Source organism: Taibaiella sp. KBW10 (genome assembly GCF_003852495.1).
Classification (GTDB): Bacteria; Bacteroidota; Bacteroidia; order Chitinophagales; family Chitinophagaceae; genus Edaphocola.
Genome location: NZ_QAJI01000004.1, coordinates 4,124 through 23,856, shown reverse-complemented (window position 1 = coordinate 23,856; position 19,733 = coordinate 4,124). Strand labels below are relative to the sequence as shown.

The 19,733-nt window shown below is 42.0% G+C and carries 17 protein-coding genes; 11 read left to right on the top strand and 6 right to left on the bottom strand.

The window, feature by feature from the left end; all coding sequences use genetic code 11:
- Nucleotides 1-7 precede the first annotated feature (7 nt).
- The 3 genes from nth to DBR32_RS07760 form a co-directional block, all read right to left on the bottom strand.
- Nucleotides 8-646 carry an endonuclease III gene (gene nth, locus DBR32_RS07770; RefSeq protein WP_124635750.1) on the bottom strand — a complete coding sequence of 213 codons (639 nt, stop codon included), beginning with the start codon at nt 644-646 and terminating at the stop codon, nt 8-10.
- 23 nt (nt 647-669) lie between these two features.
- The gene (gene pyrH, locus DBR32_RS07765; protein WP_124635749.1) at nt 670-1,386 is read right to left on the bottom strand and encodes a UMP kinase; all 717 of its coding nucleotides are present in this window, start codon (nt 1,384-1,386) and stop codon (nt 670-672) included.
- A gap of 74 nt (nt 1,387-1,460) precedes the next feature.
- Nucleotides 1,461-2,546, bottom strand: coding sequence for a mannose-1-phosphate guanylyltransferase (locus tag DBR32_RS07760; protein WP_124635748.1), 1,086 nt, complete (start codon nt 2,544-2,546; stop codon nt 1,461-1,463).
- Nucleotides 2,547-2,668: 122 nt separating this feature from the next.
- On the opposite strand from DBR32_RS07760, the gene DBR32_RS07755 reads away from it, so the two are divergent.
- The 3 genes from DBR32_RS07755 to DBR32_RS07745 all read left to right on the top strand — a co-directional run bounded on the left by DBR32_RS07755 (nt 2,669) and on the right by DBR32_RS07745 (nt 4,340).
- Nucleotides 2,669-2,902: a ferrous iron transport protein A gene (locus DBR32_RS07755; RefSeq protein WP_199724415.1), complete on the top strand. Its 234-nt coding sequence runs from the start codon at nt 2,669-2,671 to the stop codon at nt 2,900-2,902.
- 23 nt (nt 2,903-2,925) lie between these two features.
- A complete protein-coding gene (nadD, locus tag DBR32_RS07750) occupies nt 2,926-3,495 on the top strand; it encodes a nicotinate (nicotinamide) nucleotide adenylyltransferase (protein WP_124635747.1) in 570 nt (189 codons plus the stop codon).
- 140 nt (nt 3,496-3,635) lie between these two features.
- Nucleotides 3,636-4,340: a hypothetical protein gene (locus DBR32_RS07745; protein ID WP_124635746.1), complete on the top strand. Its 705-nt coding sequence runs from the start codon at nt 3,636-3,638 to the stop codon at nt 4,338-4,340.
- Nucleotides 4,341-4,572: 232 nt separating this feature from the next.
- On the opposite strand, the gene rpoN is transcribed toward DBR32_RS07745, so the two are convergent.
- Nucleotides 4,573-6,051: an RNA polymerase factor sigma-54 gene (rpoN, locus tag DBR32_RS07740; RefSeq protein WP_124635745.1), complete on the bottom strand. Its 1,479-nt coding sequence runs from the start codon at nt 6,049-6,051 to the stop codon at nt 4,573-4,575.
- A 140-nt stretch (nt 6,052-6,191) separates the two neighbouring features.
- On the opposite strand from rpoN, the gene DBR32_RS07735 reads away from it, so the two are divergent.
- From DBR32_RS07735 to DBR32_RS07700, 8 genes are all read left to right on the top strand, one after another.
- Nucleotides 6,192-7,403, top strand: coding sequence for an alanine dehydrogenase (locus tag DBR32_RS07735; protein WP_124635744.1), 1,212 nt, complete (start codon nt 6,192-6,194; stop codon nt 7,401-7,403).
- 17 nt (nt 7,404-7,420) lie between these two features.
- Nucleotides 7,421-7,786, top strand: coding sequence for a TerB family tellurite resistance protein (locus DBR32_RS07730; protein ID WP_124635743.1), 366 nt, complete (start codon nt 7,421-7,423; stop codon nt 7,784-7,786).
- 106 nt (nt 7,787-7,892) lie between these two features.
- A complete protein-coding gene (locus DBR32_RS07725) occupies nt 7,893-9,137 on the top strand; it encodes a DUF445 domain-containing protein (protein WP_124635742.1) in 1,245 nt (414 codons plus the stop codon).
- A gap of 56 nt (nt 9,138-9,193) precedes the next feature.
- A complete protein-coding gene (locus DBR32_RS07720; RefSeq protein WP_124635741.1) occupies nt 9,194-10,915 on the top strand; it encodes a hypothetical protein in 1,722 nt (573 codons plus the stop codon).
- Nucleotides 10,916-10,957: 42 nt separating this feature from the next.
- Nucleotides 10,958-11,989, top strand: a complete 1,032-nt coding sequence (locus tag DBR32_RS07715) for a TerC family protein (RefSeq protein ID WP_124635740.1) — start codon at nt 10,958-10,960, stop codon at nt 11,987-11,989.
- Between the two features lie 232 nt (nt 11,990-12,221).
- Nucleotides 12,222-13,178, top strand: coding sequence for a DUF1266 domain-containing protein (locus DBR32_RS07710; RefSeq protein WP_124635739.1), 957 nt, complete (start codon nt 12,222-12,224; stop codon nt 13,176-13,178).
- 13 nt (nt 13,179-13,191) lie between these two features.
- The gene (locus DBR32_RS07705; protein WP_124635738.1) at nt 13,192-13,815 is read left to right on the top strand and encodes a hypothetical protein; all 624 of its coding nucleotides are present in this window, start codon (nt 13,192-13,194) and stop codon (nt 13,813-13,815) included.
- Nucleotides 13,816-13,908: 93 nt separating this feature from the next.
- On the top strand, nt 13,909-14,397 hold the full coding sequence (locus DBR32_RS07700) for a hypothetical protein (protein ID WP_124635737.1): 489 nt from the start codon (nt 13,909-13,911) through the stop codon (nt 14,395-14,397).
- A gap of 117 nt (nt 14,398-14,514) precedes the next feature.
- Here the strand turns inward: DBR32_RS07700 and DBR32_RS07695 are convergent, their stop codons facing one another.
- Both DBR32_RS07695 and DBR32_RS07690 read right to left on the bottom strand, forming a co-directional pair.
- Entirely contained in the window at nt 14,515-17,991 is a 3,477-nt protein-coding gene (locus DBR32_RS07695) for a gliding motility-associated C-terminal domain-containing protein (protein ID WP_124635736.1), read from the bottom strand.
- 231 nt (nt 17,992-18,222) lie between these two features.
- Nucleotides 18,223-19,733: gliding motility-associated C-terminal domain-containing protein (locus DBR32_RS07690; RefSeq protein ID WP_148089211.1), on the bottom strand; the 1,511-nt coding region annotated here is incomplete at its 5' end.

The window sequence follows — 19,733 nt, the reverse complement described above, 5'->3', positions numbered from 1 at the left end:
CACAAATTTAAGCTGATTTCTGATAATATTTACAGACAGATGTCAGTCCGCATTCAGCACATTTTGGGGTACGTGCCAGGCAGATATACCGGCCATGCAGAATCAGCCAGTGATGGGCTATATGAATCAGCTCTTTGGGAAGATATTTGATCAATTGCAGTTCCGTCTGTAGTGGTGTCTTTGCATTGGTCGTGAGTCCGATACGCGCCGAAACCCGGAACACATGGGTATCGACTGCCATATTGGGTTGGTTGTCGATCACCGAAGTGATTACATTGGCTGTCTTACGCCCTACCCCGGGCAGCCTGATCAGTTCATTTACTGTCATTGGTACTTCACCACCAAAATCCTGCATCAGCATTTGTGCCATACCGATCAGGTGTTTGGTCTTATTGTTGGGGTAACTGATACTCCTGATGAGGGGAAACAATTCTTCAACAGTGGTCTTAGACAAGTCTTCAGGGCCCGGATATTGCTGGAATATCGCCGGTGTGGTCAGATTGACCCGCTTATCGGTACACTGTGCCGATAAAATAACCGCTACCAATAATTGATATGGATTATCATAGATCAGTTCCGTCTCCGCAGTGGGCGCGTGTACTGAAAAATAATCAATTACAAATTGGTAGCGGTCTTTCTTAGTCATATTATAAATATCCTAAAAATAAATTAGCCTTTATTAACGATCGTACCCACGTTTTTACCGGATACTACCTCAGACAAATTACCTCTTTTATTCATATCAAATACAATGATCGGCAGGTTATTTTCTTTACATAAAGTAAAGGCTGTTAAATCCATTACCGCCAGGTTTTTGGCAATCACATCATCAAAAGAGATTCTTTCGTACCGTACGGCATCAGGATTTTTCTCCGGATCTTCGGTATAAATACCATCTACCCTTGTTCCCTTTAAGATCACATCTGCATTGATCTCAATAGCTCTTAAAGAACCTGCAGTGTCTGTTGTAAAATATGGATTACCGGTACCGGCACCAAAAATAACCACACGCCCTTTTTCCAGGTGTCTGATGGCCTTGCGTCTAATATAGGGTTCAGCTACCTGATCCATAACCAGAGCAGATTGTAAGCGGGTTTTCACACCGATTTTTTCTAAAGAGGCCTGCAAAGCCATGCCATTGATCACCGTAGCCAGCATACCCATGTAGTCGCCATGTGCCCGCTCGATTCCGGTTTCCTTCTCGTTCATTCCACGATAGATATTACCACCACCAATAACGATTGCTACCTCTACGCCCAATTCTACCACTTCTTTAATATCCTGTGCGTAATTGCTCAGCATGGTGGAATCTAATCCATAGTTTTTATCGCCCATCAGCGATTCTCCGGAAAGTTTTACAAGAACTCTTTTGAATTTAGGAAGCATTGTATATGTTGTTTATTTTTTTCTTTTTTAATGGTTTTGATATCTTATGGTCAGGATAATGTACCCTGCACTACTTAAAGATATTTTTCTCCGAGGTTACGTTTTACTTCTGCTACATAATCTTTGATCTGCTGTTCCTTAGAACGCTCACAAATCAATAAGACATCTTTCGTATCGATAACGATAAAATTTTGCAATCCCTGCACCACGACCAATTTATCTTTATCAGATTTTATCATACATTCTGCCGCATCCACGACCATAATGTTGCCGCTACCGGCTGCATTGCCCAAATAATCTTTATCCGAATGCTCATAAGCGGATTCCCAAGTGCCTAAGTCGCTCCAACCAAAATTAGAAGGAATAACATATACATTGGAAGCCTTCTCCATCAAACCATAATCGATCGACAGATTGGTACATTGTGTATACAAACGCTCCATCACTGCATATTCCTTAGGTACATTATACGAAGAGGCTGCCTGCTCGAATACTTCGGCCATTTCGGGCTGATGTATTTTAAAGGCATCGGTAAAGGTTTTTACATTCCATACAAAAATACCGGAATTCCATACAAAATCGCCGGACTTCAGGAATACCCTTGCCAGTTCTATATCGGGCTTTTCTGTAAATACTTTTACCTTACTCACACCGTCTTGTAAATCGTCTTTTTGATATTGAATATACCCATAACCCGTATCGGCTCTGGTGGGTTGAATGCCAAAAGTAAGAATGGCATCGTTTTTTGAGGCAAAATCCAAACCTTGAAAAGCAGTCCTTTCAAAAGTCCTCTGATCCAGGATCAGGTGATCGGCAGGCGCTAATATAATATTAGCTTTAGGATTAAGTGCCTGTAATTTATAACTTACATAAGCCGCTGCAGGTGCGGTATTCTTACGATAAGGTTCTTTAATAATATTGGCCGGGTCTATTTCAGGAATTTGTTCCTTAACCAGGTCTTCGTAAGAATGATGGGTAACAATATAAATATTCTCTTTGGGACAAATGTCTTTAAAGCGCTGGTATGTATCCTGAATAAATGTGCGTCCGGTACCTAAAATATCCAAAAACTGCTTCGGCAAATGCTGCCTGCTCTCCGGCCAGAAACGGCTTCCGATGCCGCCCGCCATTATGGCTACATAATTATTATGAATACTCATTAAGGTAAACGTTAGTGTGTGTTATCAGCTGCGAAAGTAACCATTTTTACGAACATTATTTAAAATTTAAGATTGGCGGTCAGACCAAATAGCCTTAATTTCGCGAAAATAATTTGTGCGGTATGATGATACTACTTTCCCAGGTTCAGAAAGGTCAGGTTGCGACCATTAAGAAGATAGAAGCCAGCGATACACTGGTACAATTGATGGAAATGGGATTTTTAGAAGGCCACTCGGTTATCGTGGATCATATTGCTCCAATGGGCGACCCGATGGCGATCAATGTATCGGGCTATGTCCTGAGTATCAGAAAAGCAGATGCTGCGACCATCTGGGTAGAAGTCTCTTCACAATAACCTTAAAAACAATATCGGATCCAGTGAATATCGGTCTTTACTTCGGAAGTTTCAACCCCATACATGTAGGGCATTTAATTATTGCAAACCATATTATAGAACACAGCGACCTGGACAAGATCTGGTTTGTGGTGTCGCCGCATAATCCCCTGAAACCGGCAAGTTCCTTGTTGAATGAATATAACCGCTTACATTTGGTGGAATTGGCCATACAGGACAATCCTAAGTTCCGTGCCAGCAATATTGAGTTTAACCTACCAAAGCCCTCTTATACGATAGATACGCTTACTTATCTGCAGGAAAAATTTCCTTTAGAGAAATTTTCGGTAATTATGGGTAGCGATAGTTATCAAAACCTGCCCCGCTGGAAGAATTATGAACAATTGCTGAAACAATACCGCATTTTGGTCTACGAACGGCCGCAATATCCGGTCAGCAACAAACTATCGGAACAGACAGTCGTGCTGCAAGCACCTATGCTGGATATCTCTTCGACCTTCATCCGCCAGCAGATCAAGGAAAATAAAAGCATTAAATACCTGGTGAAAGATGAGGTAATCGCCTATATAAAAGATAGTCGGTATTATCTGTAAAAGAGGAATAGTATTGGAAGAGGAACCGCATATAGTGATAAGCCCAAGTGAGTTTAAGCATGGCTGAAAACAATAACGTGGTCGGTTTTGTCCCCGATATAGCCTACCTTAAGGTCATTTTTACGCAAAAAAAGGTACCGATGAAAAATGTCTTTCTTTATTTCCTATTTCTTTTGATTGCCTGTAATCACAAAGAAGGCCACGCAACCCGTCAAAAGGGAGCTTCGGCAGCACTCCCCGCTTCCTCAAAAGAGGGCCTTCCACTACCTGACGATACCAGTTATACAACTTACACCACGTTTAAGCAGGCCGTCCAGGCTGACAAAAACAAGCTGAAAGAAAATACCCCGGATAGTATTTCCAACTATCTGTACACAAGGTTAAATAAAGATATTTATGCGTACTGGAAAGGAACACCCTGGGATTTTAACGGCACCAGCCGGCAACCGGGAGTGGGTACTATTGCCTGCGGTTATTTCGTAACCAATACCCTAAGCGATTTGGGGTTTAACATACAACGTATCAAACTAGCCCAGGTGGTGTCTTCAGAAATGATCAAAACACTTTGTGTCGGGATCAGGAGGTTTGCGCAATTTGATCAACTCAGGACTTATTTGGCACAGCAGCCGGACAATTCTGTTTATATCATCGGGCTGGACTTCCACACCGGGTATATCCTGAAAGATGCATCGGGCAGTTATTTTATGCATGCCAATTACATTGGCAGGGTAGGCGTAGTAAAAGAGCGTATTGAAGATGCAAAGGCCTTACGCGACAATAAATCTTTTATGATCGGTAGCCTTACGGCAAATACAGCAAGGCTTCAGCAATGGGTCAGGGAATAGCCCGGATCAAAATAAGCTAAGATTAATGTTTGATGATTGTGACCATCAAATAAAGAGGCAAAAACAGAATACCCATTTTTGCCTCTTTATTGATATATTATTATTTTCAGATTGCTCCTGTGTTTGTACTCTATTCAAAATGAAAGGATATATTTTAGCTTAGCTCAGATTGTCTCCCGGTCGAAGAAAGAATCCTTTATTGCTTAAAAAACGATACACTTTAACCACTTTGTTACGCCAGCTTCCGTAAGCGTGCCACAGGGATATGCAATTGTTCCCGGTATTTGGCCACCGTTCTGCGGGCCACCTGAAATCCTTTCTCAGAAAGCATTTCCATGAGTTTCTCATCCGAAAGCGGTGCATGCTTATCTTCCTGGCTCACAAAATCCTGGATCAGGTTCTTCACTTCATAAGTCGAAACCTCTTCTCCCGAATCAGTTGTAATGGCCTCTGAGAAAAAATATTTCAACAGGAAGGTCCCGTATTCGGTCTGCACATACTTGCTATTGGCCACACGGCTTACGGTGGAGATATCCATAGCGATCTTATCGGCAATATCCTTCAATATCATCGGGCGCAAAGAAGATTCATTACCCGAGAGAAAATAAGCCGACTGATACTCCATAATGGCTTTCATGGTATATAAGAGCGTATGCTGGCGCTGACGGATGGCATCGATAAACCACTTAGCCGCATCAATTTTCTGTTTGATAAACACTACCGCATCTTTCTGTTTACGATCCTTTGCCGTACCGGCATCATAGATCTTAAGCATATCTTTATACTCTTCCGAAACCCTTAATTCAGGTGCATTGCGGGCATTCAGGGTTAGTTCCAATACGCCGTTATTATTATGGATAAAGAAATCCGGAATGATATATCCATTTTCCTTTGCCCCGTTTGAAAAGGCAATACCCGGGCGGGGTGTCAGTTTCAAAATTACACCAATCGCTTCCTTAAATGCCTCGGCACTTAAAGACAATTGTTGTCTTATTTTATCATAATGTTTACGGGTAAATTCGTCGAAATAATCGGTAAGGATCGCCTTGGCATGTTTGGCCGCCGGATTAGACAAAACAATTTTGTCCAGCTGTAAGAGTAAACATTCCTGCAAATCAGAAGCGGCCACACCGGCAGGATCAAATTCACGGATCAACTTCAATATACGATATACATCAGCCTCTGACACATAGATATTCCGGTTAAAGGCCAGGTCATCTACAATACTCATCACATCTCTGCGCAAATAACCATCATCATCAATGCTGCCAATAATCTGTTCTGCAATCTGGGTATCCTGAAGCTCCAGGTCTAGTAAGCCAACCTGGCTCAGCAGGTATTCGTGAAAAGTAGACTCTTCGCGGATCGGCGCTTCGCGGCTATCTTCCTCATCATCATTATGCTCCCGGACATGATAATCCGACAGGTTATCCGACTCATCCATTAAATAATCAGAGATATCTTCTGTATTATGATCTGTATCTGATTCCTCTTTCACTACAGGCGCTCCTTCACTATCGTAGTTATCCGATAAATGATAAGGATCTTCTTCCTGGGGCTCTGCACCTACATCAAGTGCAGGGTTTGCTTCCAGTTCTTCTTTTATCTTTTCGTCTAAATTGGCCGTAGGTACCTGCAACAATTTAATGAATTGTATTTGTTGCGGCGATAGCTTCTGGAGTAGTTTTTGACTTTGGGTTAATTTAAGCAAAGGAATAGGTCATTTTTGTACCCTGCGAAGGTATTATTTTAATGAGAAACAAAATGTTGCAATTATTTTAAAATTCCATAAAATATTTGCTATATTTCAGGGAGAACATTACTTTTAATCCCTAATATACTTACAACATTATGTCGACCAGGGTAAAAATTTCTTCTTCCTTTTCGTACATCCCTTTGGAAGAGACGATAGAGATTATTCCAAGAAAAAAACAGTTGTTTATTGGGATACCGAAAGAAGATACTTTTTCAGAAAACCGAATCGCCCTTACACCAGATGCGGTTTCTGTTTTGATCCAGAACGGACATGAAGTAATTGTAGAGCATAATGCGGGAGAGCACGCTTATTATTCCGATAAGGACTTTAGCGAAGCCGGGGCCAAGATCACTTATGATAAGGCCGAGGTTTTCCAGTCGGACATCGTGATTAAATCAGCGCCGATCTCGCAGGAAGAAATCTGCCTGCTGCAAGCGGGTAAGGTGGTTATCTCTCCTATTCATCTTCCGTTCCTGAAAGCCAGTATGATGCAACAACTGGTGAATAAGAAAATAATCGCTATTGCCTTTGACTCTATCAAAGATGATAGCGGCACCTACCCTATTGTGCGCTCTATGAGCGAAATCGCGGGAAGCTCTGCCATCATCCAGGCGGCCAAATATTTAAGTAACCCACACAATGGTGTCGGGGTCTTATTAGGCGGCATTTCGGGCGTCCCTCCTGCTCAGGTGGTGATTATCGGTGCAGGGATTGTAGGGGAATCGGCTGCGCGTACTGCTTTGGGCATGGGTGCTTCCGTAATGGTCTTCGACAATTCTATCTACCGGTTGATGCGGCTGCAAAATAATGTAGGCCAAAGGCTGTATACTTCTGTAATTGATCCCAACGAATTAAAAAAGGTATTGATCAAAGCCGATGTGGTGATCGGCGCCTTAAAACCGGTAAACGGGGTAACGCCTCTGGTGATTACAGAAGAAATGGTGGCCTCTATGAAGCCCGGTTCTGTGATCATCGATGTAAGTATTGATCGTGGAGGCTGTGTAGAGACTTCCCGGCCTACTTCACATGACAATCCGGTCTTTACCAAATATGATGTGATTCATTATTGTGTACCCAACATTGCTTCGGGAGTAGCCCGTACTGCTTCAAAGGCCATCAGTAATGTATTGATGCCCATTGTTCTGGACATTGCCGGGAAAGGTGGCGTAGACTATCTACTCAAAACCAAATCCGGTATCCGCAATGGCGTATATCTGTATAAAGGAATGGTGACTAATCCTCATATTGCGAAAAGATTTGACCTGAAATATACCGACCTCAACCTCATTATGAATAATTTTATTTAAAATAACACCACACATATATGCACCGACGAACGAATAAAACTATTGCGGGGTACCACCTACTCATGATCCTCTCTGCCATTGATTTTAAGTTCAATCCTGACGGAGACCTTATTATTAGGGAATACCTTGTACAGGAGTTTCCTTTCCACATCAGCCTGGATAAAGAGATGGAAAAAATCAGTTCTCTGGAACCCGAAGACTGGGAAGCACACTTTTTAAGATACATGGATGACTTCTATGACGATGCTACAGAAAAAGAACGCCTGGATTTCATTGAATTTGCCATCAAACTGATCAAAGCAGACAAGATCATCACAAAAAAAGAAAATTATTACCTCAATTTGCTGTTTGATCACTGGAATATCGAAAGCAAAGAATATTAGAACATTTCAAACCAAAAGACGTATATCTTTTGGTTTTTACATTTATACTAAGTCCGGAATCAAAAAGAATTACGCTATTTTTACCAATATACAACACCACCGTTTTATGACGAATGCTGCAAAAAAAGTTCAACTCCGGAAATATAAATTTTTCGCTACCGGCCTCTTCCTGCTGATGATGGTGATCTTCATCGGGATGACGGTCTTGCAAAAACAATATGCGCAGGAATGGATGGGTTATGTAAAAGCGTTTGCAGAAGCCGCTATGGTGGGTGCACTGGCTGATTGGTTTGCCGTGACGGCGCTGTTCCACTACCCTATGGGATTGCGCATCCCGCATACTAACTTAATCGAAAACAGTAAGCAAAGGATCGGGGATAATCTGGGCAGTTTTGTCGTAGACAACTTCCTGACCCCGGAAAACATTAAGCCCTATATCCTAAAGCTGGATATCGCCAGGTATATCGCAGAATGGTTGCAAAAGGAACAAAACAAAACCTTGCTGCTAAAGGAATCTTCCGGTTTTTTACATAAAATCGTTAGTCAGCTGGATGACCGGTTTATTTCGGAGATGATCGCCAAAAAAGGAAAGGAATTCCTGAATACAATCAATGTAAATACACTCCTCGCTAATGGTATTGTGTATTTGATCGACAAAGGTGCGCAGGAAAAAATCATCAGCTTTATTGCAGAAAAGCTAAAAGTATATATCACCGAAAACGAACCTATGGTACGGGAAAGGGTAAAACAAGAAAGTTCTGCCTTGATTCCGGGATTTGTAGACAATCTGATTGCGAAGAAGATCACTAATGGCCTGTCGCGCTATTTTGAAGAGATCGAGCTAAATAAACAGCATAAGGTAAGGCAGGACATTATAAACCAGCTCTTGCAACTGGCTAATGATATAAAGGTAAAACCGAATTGGGAGCAGGATTTGAACGCGCTGAAACAGGATCTTTTGGCTTCGGAGAAAACAGATGATATGGCCAAAGATATCTGGAGCAATATAAAATCGAGTCTGCTCGAAGGCTTAAATGCGGAGCAATCGGGATTGAAGCAATACATCGCCAAAGCCATACAGGATCTTTCCGAAACATTTAGTACGGACGAAACCTTTAGCAGCAATACGAATAAATGGATACGGTATAATGCCTATAAAGCTATTCTTAAAAACAAATCTAAAGCGGGAGAACTGATTAGCAATACAGTAGGTACCTGGCAGGGAAGAGACCTGAGCGAGAAGCTGGAACTGGAAGTAGGTAAAGACCTGCAGTTTATCCGCGTAAACGGAACGCTTGTTGGAGGCCTGGTGGGTTTAGTGATTTATACGATTGTACATCTTCTGCTGTAGCATCCTTTTTATTTTGTAATTTGCAGACCACGACAATCATTCAAAACCGGATATAATTGAGAAACACTTTACTTTTGACTTGCCTCGGCCTTGCCAGCGGCGTTTCTACGTATGCGCAAAGTGCCCATGTGGACATCAACGACGGCACCTATGGTTTTTTAAACCGTATCGAAACACTGTCGGGCAGCTTCTCCGATTATCTGCACCTGAGCACACAAGCCTTATCCAGAAAAGATGTAGCCTTGTATATTAAAGATGCCCAACGCATCAATTTAAAAAGAGGATGGAGTAATGTGGATAATGCTTTGATGAGCCGTTACCTGAGCCAAAACGGGGAATGGGCATCGGAAGATGGAGATGGGGCACTGGATTCCAGAAACCCGGTCATGGGGACTTTTTATAAAAAGAAAACAGATTTTATATATCATAACAGTCGTAATTTTTTCCTGAGTGCAAACCCTGTACTGGGTTATCAGGGTATTTATGAAACGACACCACAGGAAAAGGTATTCCGGAATCAGTATGCCGCCGGCGCACGCATCCGTGTAAAATATAAAGATATTATCGGTGCAGACCTTAATTTCAGGTATGTGCATGAAGAGCCGGTAAGTTATTATGCCGCTTACAATCAAAACCGTAATACCCTGATTGGTGTGCATGACTATAAGCAGCAGGCAAACGGATCGTACGATTATATCTTACCAACAGGCGCCATAAATGCCAGTGTCTTGCGCAATTATATTAGTGCCAGCGTGGGTTACGATTATCAAAAAATCGGAGATGGCTACAGAAGCCTGATCCTATCCGACTTTTCCGGACCGGTATGGTATGCAAAACTGAGTACCAAAGTATGGAAATTCCAATACGACAATCTCTATATGCGGCTCAGCGCCGATCATCATATTCCGGGCAATAACCTGACGAATTATAGTGGCGGCTATAAATATGCAACTGCCCATCACTTAAGTACAAATGTGACCCGATGGCTCAATATCGGTTTATACGAAATGGTCGTCTTTAACAGAACCAATCATTTTGAAGCCGGATATATGAATCCGTTGATCTTTTATCGTGCCATTGAGCGTAGCCTCGGCAGCCCCGATAAGGTAGCCTTAGGTATCAATGCCAAGGCGATACCGGTAAGAGGACTGGGAATATATGGACAGTTTCTACTCAATGAGTTTACAGCAAAAGAATTTTTTGCCAACAATGGCTATATGCATAATAAATGGGGTGCTCAACTGGGTCTGAAATATTATGATGCTTTTACGGTCGACAATCTTGACCTGCAAGTTGAGGGCAATGTGGTACGCCCTTATACCTTCCAACACCTGGAAAAGGATAATAGTGGCTATATCGCATCCAATTTTACGAATAACAATCTGCCCCTGGCACATCCTCTGGGCGCCGGTTTCCGGGAACTGGTATTTATAGCCAATTATCGGCCTACGGCCCGTTTACAGATCAATGCCAAGGCCTTGTATTATCAGCAAGGTGTCGATACCGGTAACCTTAATTTCGGGAACGATCTATCCAAATCATACAGCCAGAACATACCGGGCATCTTCGGAGTTAAAATGATTCATGGTGCTAAAGCAACTGGTCTTTCCCTAAGCCTGAACATCAGTTACGAAATTGCACCTAATCTTAATTTTGACCTCGGTGGTACACACCGTTCCTATGCGCTCGAGCATAATATTTTACCCGAACAAAAATCCACTTACTTCTACTCAGGCATCCGGCTGAACCTTAACCGGAAAGACTATACGGCATTTTAGCATAACAGACAGGATATCATCAATTCGTAACAACACAATATAATGGAAACAAACATTTTAGCACGACATCCCGGACTTGTATGGGGATTCGCTATCGTAGTAGTAATTATGCTACTTCTGGACTTAGGAATTTTTAACAAAAAAAGCCATGAGGTTTCTTCAAAAGAAGCCACGATCTGGAGTGTTGTCTGGATATCACTCTCCATGATTTTTTCCGGTGTTGTTTACTGGGTATTTAACCATGATGCCGGCGGACATAAAGTGGCATTGGATAAATTTACAGAGTTTCAGGCCGCTTATTGGATAGAGAAAGCATTGTCTGTCGATAACTTGTTCGTATTCATCCTGGTCTTTGGCTATTTCAAAGTGCCTAAATTCCTACACCATAAAGTACTCTTCTGGGGTATTATTGGTGCCCTTATCTTTAGAGCGATCTTCATTTTTGCCGGTGTCGGCATCATTAACCTTACGTTCCTTCCTGAAATGGAAATCTTTGGGCAGGCCGTAAAAATAAATATTGTCCTGACTTTATTCGGGATCTTCCTGGCTATTGCCGGTATCAAATCCTGGGGCGGAAACGATCATAAAGATGATCAGGATTTCAGTGATTCTGTAGGCGCAAAACTGGTTAAAAAACTCTATAAGGTTAGCGATAAATATGACGGAGACAAATTTTTCACGATACAAAATGGCATTAAAATCGCCACGCCTTTATTGGTGGTGGTGGCCGTAATCGAGTTTACCGATGTACTGTTTGCGGTAGATTCTATTCCCGCGATTTTTGCGATTTCAAAAGATCCGTTCATTTTGTATACCTCTAACATTTTTGCGATTTTGGGTTTAAGGTCTTTATACTTTTTACTATCCAATTTTATCCATATGTTCAGTAAGCTATCTTATGGCCTATCGATTATCCTGACCTTTATCGGGATTAAGATGCTGGTAGCTCCCTGGTTTCACATTTCCTCGCCGGTTTCGCTGGCTATTGTAGGCGGTGTTTTAATTATTTCGGTATTGGTTTCCGTAATGTTTCCGGGCGAAAAGAAAACGCTTAATCCCGAAAGCGAGGACTAATCTATCTTATTTTCAAATAAAGAAGATTTAATCATAATGACAAAAAGCGCAACAATGTGTTGCGCTTTTTTTTGACACAAAAAACGGTATCTCACAAGTAAGGAAAATATTTATAACTATATTTTTTGCATTATAGCTTATAAACAAGGTTTTACAACCCAGCTAATTTAACAAAGCAAAACAAAAAGTACCTTTATAAACCTGTATTTTTATCGCACAAAACAATACACTTATGGCTAAAAACCTGCATCAACCTAAATACCGCTTCTTATTGTTATTGGATATCATGATGTGGAAACATGACCTAGCTTCTGTTTTAGATATGAGTGTTCCTTTATGGCAAAAACATATCAAACGGCTTCAGAAGATTGATAAACTATTCGGCGACCAACCCGATCCGGCGGAGGAACAGAAAGAGAAGGAAGAATTTACGGGTGATTTCTGGATTTATCAAATCACACAAAAAGCCAGTAAGGAAACGAAGCAGGCATTGGAGCTAAGCGAGGATTATGACATTCATAACCGGCAGGACGCACTGAAAATTCTTGAATGGTTACAAACGGAAGGCCATCGCAAAGATGCAAAGGAATTGTTTGATGCATCTCCGGAGCTTTTGCCGGAATTTTCTATAACGACATTTGAGGAAAACAAAATATTGGCCTGGGATATGGCCCGTTTTATTAATGTATTAAAAAGAAGCCTGATTCTGGGTTATATTTCTGAAGAAGAGATGACGCAAAAGCTGGATCAAATATATCCTATGATCGCTGGCCGTTATGCCAGCTGGCAATCCTATGTTGCCGACTACAAACTGGGCAATCTGATCTGGCAGGTATCCTTGCTGGAAGAACAGGCTGATGAGGATATGGAAGCGGCTTTTAACGAAGATAATAAACACATAGAGGAGAACGTGGCGGTACTGCTGCATCATGAATTAAGCCCCTGGACTGTTTTTGATATTCGTAAAGACTACACCATACCGGAGCCACCCACTGAGGCGAAGACCGGAGATAAGACGGTAGTAGATAATAGCCGCAAAACCGGCCTTCAAAAATATTGGTGGGTTTTATTATTGATCGGCTTATTGAGTATGGGCCTGAAAATATATAGCAAATGGAGCCAGAAACAAAATAACACTAAGGAACAACGTATGGAAAATTTAAAAAAGAAGCTACAGGAAATCAAATAACCACAATACCCTTATGGAAGATTATCTTGAAGAAAAAAAGCAAGCATTTGTAGGCCAGATCGGATTCCGAAAGAAGTTGTTTTTACTATTAATATTGCTCATCGCTTTCATCGGCCCCGCGGTAGTGCTGGTTGTCACCATAAGAGCAACCAATAATCTCGGGCGCACGCTGTTAGGGCAGGCACGATATGCAGAAAGAATGATGGACAGTTATCAATATGCAGCGGTCACATTTGCGCTCTGTTTGCTGATCATGATACCTTTTGCTTTAGTTCTCCTGCATTTTTGCAAACGGTATATACCCGTAATCAGAACGTTGAACGATGCTGATATGGAGGCATTACACATTCAGAATGAACAGACTTTTATTTTTAATAAATACCTCCCTACTTATATCTTTCATGGCGATACCGTAACTTTTTTTAAATTGCTATCTGCATTATCTATTCCGATCCATAACATTAAGACCGTTAAACGTATATCCAGTATTTCGAGAAGCCCCGGACAGCATATCCGTATCGGTACCTTATCCAGCAATCATACATTAGTCATCACCGGTAATAACTATGAATACAGCAATCTTATGCTTCGACTATACGAAAAGAATCCACAGATCATATTTGACAATAGTTTTTAAGCTAATACGGAGCATATATAGTAGCCAGTCATACCTAAACCAATTTTCAAAACAGGATCAAATTTAAAGGCGCAAACAAAGCATACATTATTTATGAGTTCAATATTTTTCTTGCTAAGTAGTAAACCCAAGATCAAAATTTTTCTGATATGCCTGGCTATAGGCATTCCCATCATCCTCATCAGTATTTATGTGGTGACGCTTTATGAAACTAGTACTCAGTTTGATGGCATCGCCAATGATAAAGGGGGCATGAATTATTATTACCGGGAAACCTCAGGCACCGAAAAATTACCCGTACCTATCGCAAAAGTTCTGATGTTACCTCCTGATAGTAAAGCCACGTATATCAACGTGGATACCGATCCAGCCGGAACATTGAGCGGCTACCTTACAGTATTTAGCCCTAACGATTTTAGCAGGATAAAAACCTATTTCAAAACGGGTGCTACAGTCATCGAAGAGCAGGAAGAGGATATTAAAATCACGCGTAATGCAGTAAAAATGCAGATCTCTAAAGAAAAAGTCCGGGAAGAAGACCCTAAACAAGGACAGACCAAATATGAAATCCGCTTTCTGTAACCGGGCATTTATGCACAGGTATCCAACTAAAAAATATACGGACAAAAATAAAAGGCGCTTATGATCTCCATAAGCGCCTTCTTTTACTATTTATTAAAACCTATAAATACCATCGCGCTATCTTAACAGCGTAATGTCTCCTTTAAACTCTTTGCGGCTGCCATCCATAAAGACAATGGCCAAAGTATAAAAGTATACTCCCTGCCCTTGCACTTGCCCTTTGAATGTACCATCCCAGCCTTTCTGTGCATTATCGGTTGCAAATAATACCTGTCCCCACTTATTGAATATTTTGAAATCGATGAGATTATAGGCACGGTCAATGGCCAGATTCGGATAAAACACATCATTACGGCCATCTCCGTTCGGAGAAAATGCATTCGGCATGAAAACATCTTTTTTATACGAACGCAAAACAATATTCACCTTCGCGGTATCAAGGCAGCCCCTGGCACTTTTCGCGGTGATCACTACATTGGCCGGTTGGTTCAGAGACAACTGCTGTGCCGCAAGCGTCTGATCGGTAAATAAGTTGACCGGTGTCCAGGAAATGGCTTCATAAGGAATCCCCTCTTCATTATAGGTATTGATATGAAAATATTCTCCTTCATAGGGATCTTCCGGATTCACTAATGCCCTCAGGTCAAAATTTTCTATCGTAATATATGTCATCTTATAGATACTGTCACAGCCGTAAACAGAGCGCAGGGTATCTTTTACAAGGGTATCTTTTGTATGAGTAAATCCTTGGAAGGTAAGTTTACCACAACCAAGAAGATAGGTATTTTCCAGGTTACCGTATTCAGGATGCACGATGATATTGGTAATATTATAGATACTATCACAACCGTATTGGCTGTATAATGTATCCCGCAAAATCTGACTGGTATGATAGGTCGTTCCCTGATAAACCACTTCCACACAACCACCGATATTGGCTTGTACAATTTGCGGATTTACAGGTTTCACATCAAGATCTAAGCGAACAATACTATCGCAACCCGCAGCATTGATGAAGGTATCTAAAGCAGTGGTATTAGAGCTTGTATATACGATCCCGTTAAAAGTATAACTATCGCCATTACAGATAATTACATGCTGTACCCCATAAGTTTTGGGCTTAACCACAACTGTTTTAGTCACCGAAGGGGCACAGATTCCTGCAGTAGGCGTAAAGGTATAAGTCGTCGTTATCGCATTATTCATTGCCGGCGACCAGGTACCGGTAATGCCGTTGGTAGCCGTCGTCGGTAAGTTTAGGACATCACCTTGACAAATAGGTGCGGTGGCATTGAATACCGGTGTAATGTTGGGGTTTACTACAATGGTCATCGTAGTAGGTAAGGCACATTGACCGGCCGTAGGCGTAAATGTATAAGTGGTCGTCGTTGTATTATTCAGAGCAGGTGCCCAACTTCCGGTGATGCTGTTATTGGAATTAGTAGGTAAGGCCGCCAAAGGTGCTCCACTACAAATAGGGGCCACTTGTGTAAAGGTTGGAAGGGCATTATTATTGACCACAATAGTCATGCTTGTGCCGGTTGCACATTGACCCACTGCAGGTGTAAACGTATAGGTTGTGGTGGTCGTATTATTCATCGCCGGCGACCAGGTGCCCGTCACGCCATTTCCCGAGGTCGTAGGCAATGCCGCTAAGTTACTGCCGATACAAATCGGAGGCACTTGGGTAAAGGTCGGGGTCAGTATCGGATTCACCACAACGGTCATGGTTGTAGGCGCTGCACATTGGCCTGCGGCTGGCGTAAAGGTATATGTTCCTGTTGCAGCGTTGCTCAGCGTCGGCGACCAGGTACCATTAATCCCGTTTGTAGAAGTAGATGGTAATGGTGCAATACTCGCACCAACACATATAGGTGGTACCTGATTAAAGGCTGGCACAACACTTTGCGTGACCACAATATTTTTGCTGGCTTGCACATTATTGCCACACTGATCGGTCACTTTAGCATAAACGGTTTGTGTGCCTGCAGTATTAATCGGGAAGGTTGCCGTAGCACCGGTACCCACTACCGGAGTACCTGAGGCATTTAAGCTCCAGCTATAGGTATAGGCCGGAACCCCGCCCGAAGCAACAGTAGTAGCCGTTACCGATTCTCCCGTACAAATAGCGGTTGGGGATAGGGTAATTGCATTCGTCGGATTGGTAAAATCTATCGTCTGCCCGGTAAGGGTCATGACCCATGGCGATCCTGCTCCGATACAGGTATTGTTACAGCCGGTACTCCCCCAGCAACTCCTGAAAAACTGCATCCCGAAAGGAATTATTTGGGTATTGCAGGAAGGAGGAGGCAAGCAAGATGCCAGTTCAGTATATATAGGAACGTTCGTTCCGGTACAAGTACCTGTACCAATCTGGTTACAGAACCAATAGTAACCTGCGGTGCCGGGACTGACACAGGTGCCTGCTGTAAACCGGGTTGCCCCATCATACAACCAGCAGGAGCCGGCTGCAGTATACGTAAAGGTCCATTGTATATTGGTTATGGTACTGCTGGCCGGCTGCGTAACATTCAAGGTATAATTGCAGGAATTCGTAAAATTACAGGAACCGTTATACATCGATCCGGTAATGGCCGCCTGAGCCAGAGTACCAGATCCGGTCACCAAAGGATCTACGACCAAAGTGTATTGACCAATATGATCCCTGATCCACTGCCCGTCTACCAGCACATCCATTTGATTGTCTGCAATAACATACGGCAGATTAATCACCAGTTCTTTACCACCACCTTTGGCATAAGCAATACCTTCATTGATTGTTAAGGCATCTTTTCCTTGATACCATACTTTAAGCTTACCCACACCCATCGTCGCGTTAGGATGCTCTTCAAAACTCAATTTGGTATTTGTCGCTTCATTAAAAGCATCTCTAAAGATGAGCTGCTCATATTGTCCATACTGATTGGATTTTATAATAAAATTGGTTTTAGTAGCACCGCGATATACCTTCACTTCAGCATCTATCCCCTCAAATACATTTTTGATATACATACCGTCTGCCCCTAAGCTCACATCACTCCAGTCCGGTTGAGCAACCTGTACGAGCTGATTATTACGTTTCAGCCATAAACTCCAGTTACTAAAGTTCATGGCGCCCAAAGCCGTTTCTATAGTCACTTGTTTGGTATGTACATTAATACTTACCGGTTCAGACCTGAATTTTGAGCGATATATCCCAGCACCTGCAGGCTGCAAATCATGTTCTATACTCCTCCAGGTCCCATTGATCTGCTCATTAATTTCCCCTAAAGCTTTTTGCAGGTAATATTTATGCGTATCCTTTATATCTACAAAGTAGCGTTCATCTGTGTTCCGCTTACCATAGATCTCGATACAATCAGTACAAGGAGCTCCCTCGGGCAGACGGCCAAATTCAGGATGATTGTAATAACGCGCATCGTTCATTTGTTGCCAGTATATATGGTCGCTTTTTTTCCGCTCCTTAAAAGAAGTGTAATTGCCTTCAACAGAATGCATCCCTTCTGCAGCTTCTTTTTGAGCAAAAGTATAAGGGGAAAGCAACATGGCCCAAATAGCCAATATTAGCCTTCTGGAATGTATAAATTTTATCATATCAACAGGGTTTATATACTCAAATATAATATTTGAAAAACAAAAGAAAGAATATTTACCCACTTTTATTAAAAAATAATCTATACCAAATCCATTCGTAATCATTGCTTTTATCCCCTAAAAAGCAAGCCACATTAGCCTATCCACTTAAAGAAAATGATGACAAATAAAATGCCCGTCCGGTGTATAAACCAGACGGGCATTTTATCTAAAAGAAATTAAGAAATCTTATTATCGAATCAGGGTTACATCCCCTTTAAATACTTGCTTAGTGCCATCCATAAATATGATCATCAAAGTATAGTAATAGACATCTTGCGGCTGCAAACTTCCATTAAAAGAAGTACCATCCCAACCCGCATTGATATTAGAAGTCGTATACACCACCTGTCCCCATCGGTTAAAGATTTTAAAATCAGTTAGGTTATAGGCTCTGTCAATAGCCAGTACCGGTTTAAAGACATCGTTCCTGCCATCTCCGTTTGGCGAGAAAGCATTTGGAATCATAACGTCCTTACGGTATGGCCTGACCACAATAGGAAGCGTTGCAGTATCCCGGCAACCGGCCGCGGTTATACCGATCACAGAAACTGTCGTATTTTGTTGCAGCGCCAACTGTTGGCTTTTTAGTGTTTGATCAGCAAACAGGCTGGCCGAACTCCATGATACAATAGTATAAGGATCAGATTCCGTATTTTCCGTATGGATCATAAAATATTCTCCTTCATAAGGCATTTCCGGATTTAAGCTAAGGTTAAGATATATCTTCTGAATATGAATGCGTACCGTGTTGTAAATACTGTCACAACCGATTGTGGAGCGAAGTGTATCTATCAATACCGTGTCTCTGAGATAGGTTTTGCCACCATAAACCAATTTGTTACAACCAAAAGTATCTTTAGAGACTGCCAAACCATTTTGTGGATATACAGCAATATTGGTCACACGATAAATACTATCACATCCGTATTGACTATACAGCGTATCTCGCAGTACTGTACTGTTATTATAGGTTGTTCCATTATGTACCACTACCCCACAACCCGATTCCGTAACGGTTTGCGTGTGTGCATTCAAAGGCAGTACAGTAAGGTTCAGGGTAAGGATACTATCACAACTATTCGCATTAGCCAGAGTATCTTTTGCGGTATTATTTGACGTTGTATAGGTAATCCCGTTAAACGTATAACTACTACCAGCACAAATTGTCACTGTTCTCAAACCCGATAAATAAGAATTTACGGTAAGCGTCATGGTTGCATTTACAGCACACTGACCGGCTGTTGGCGTAAAGGTATACGTGGTCGTCGTTGTATTATTTAAGGCAGGAGACCAGGTACCCGTAATATTATTAGTAGACGTCGCGGGTAAAGCAGTAAAGCTAGCTCCGGGACAAATAGCTGCAACTTGCGTAAATGTCGGGGTGATACTAGGATTCACCGTAATCGTCATCGTTGTTGTATTAGCACATTGACCGGCTGTTGGGGTAAACGTATAAGTAGTCGTTGCGGTGTTGTTCAATGCAGGCGACCAAGTTCCCGTTATACTGTTATTAGAAGTCGTTGGTAAAGCAGCTAAAGTAGCACCGGAACAGATTGCAGCGACTTGTGTAAACGTTGGGGTGATACTGGGATTCACCGTAATCGTCATGGTAGCCGTATTCGCGCATTGTCCAACCGTTGGCGTGAAGGTATAGGTCGTCGTAGCGGTATTATTCAAAGCCGGTGACCAGGTTCCTGTAA